This is a genomic window from Phocaeicola oris (assembly GCF_021295095.1).
GTDB lineage: Bacteria > Bacteroidota > Bacteroidia > Bacteroidales > Bacteroidaceae > Phocaeicola > Phocaeicola oris.
In genome coordinates this window covers 1-1,068 of sequence record NZ_JAJLQX010000050.1, presented here as the reverse complement: position 1 = coordinate 1,068, position 1,068 = coordinate 1, and the positions used below count along the sequence as shown (strand labels likewise).

Annotated in this window: 1 protein-coding gene and 1 pseudogene; both read right to left on the bottom strand. The window is 42.3% G+C overall.

The window, feature by feature from the left end:
- Nucleotides 1-76 precede the first annotated feature (76 nt).
- Nucleotides 77-922 (bottom strand): IS256 family transposase, variant Zn-binding type, encoded by an 846-nt coding sequence (locus LO761_RS12535; RefSeq protein ID WP_272818612.1) that lies wholly within the window; start codon nucleotides 920-922, stop codon nucleotides 77-79.
- A 6-nt stretch (nucleotides 923-928) separates the two neighbouring features.
- Nucleotides 929-976, bottom strand: a pseudogene (locus LO761_RS12620) (hypothetical protein); the annotation flags it as partial.
- Nucleotides 977-1,068: the final 92 nt, after the last annotated feature.

Here is a 1,068-nt window from a genome sequence, read left to right as displayed (position 1 = left end):
GGCGTAATGGACATTTGGTAGGCTGAAAACCTCTCGTGTTTTAGTAATGGACATTTGGTAGGCTGGTAATTCCAGCCTACTTTTTTATATTCAGGAACCCATCTATGAACTTCTTTTTATTAACCTCCTTCATTCCATTATGATTACGCAATGCCCTTTTAAGTTGTGAGTTGAATCCTTCCAATAGATTTGTTGTATTGGGTATCTCTAATTCAGGATATTCTTCATACGTATAGAGCCATTTAAGGTGTGTCTTCACCGAACGCCTTGCACTTCTCAGCCTTCTATGTGTATAGGTTGTCTTGCCTGAGACTAGTAGAGTTCGTTCATCGAGGAACTCTTTCCATTCATCACACCATTTATCAAAGCCTGATGTGAATTCTTCTTTCCCGATAGAGAACATGCTTCTCATTAATGCCAGCAGCTCGATGCCTGCGGGCAAATGCGGATTGTTGGTAAGAAGCCTTCTGACTATCTGCAACTGGTGGAATTGACACATCTGTACAGGGCAGGATGTCACAGCTTGTAAAAGCCCGACATGTCCATCACACACCACTGCCTTTATCCGAGTTCCACCCTCCTCAATGCATCTGAGTCCCTCAAGGTATTCCTTGTTGGTCTCGTTCCTGACAAACCTACGATGAAGTATCCTGCCTGATGCGGCATCTTGAAAGAGCATCACACCAAAGGTCTTGGAGAAGTAGGTCGTGTCCAGTATTATTGTTGCAGATTCAGGATAGATGGGAGTAAAGCTGTCTGCCACTGAACTTAGCCTACGGCGTATGGTTCTTTCTGAACATTTGTGAAGAGTGGAAAGCTCAGAAATAGTTCGTTTCTCGGTCAGATAGTCACTCCATAAACAAACATTGTCTATACGCTGACCACTTTGAAATTGCCTGCCACAATCCCTACAAAAGTACATCTGGACGTTACGCCGATGACCATTCTTTTTAACATTTGAACTGTTACAGAATATACAGTTTTTTTATTCATAAGCTTTCAAATGCTGCAAAGGTAATGAATAAAGGACATTTGAGAGGTTTCAGCCTACCAAATGTCCATTACGCC

Coding starts and splice junctions, on each gene's coding strand:
- LO761_RS12535 (WP_272818612.1), bottom strand. CDS start 922: ATGTACTTTTGTAGGGATTGTGGCAGGCAATTTCAAAGTGGTCAGCGT.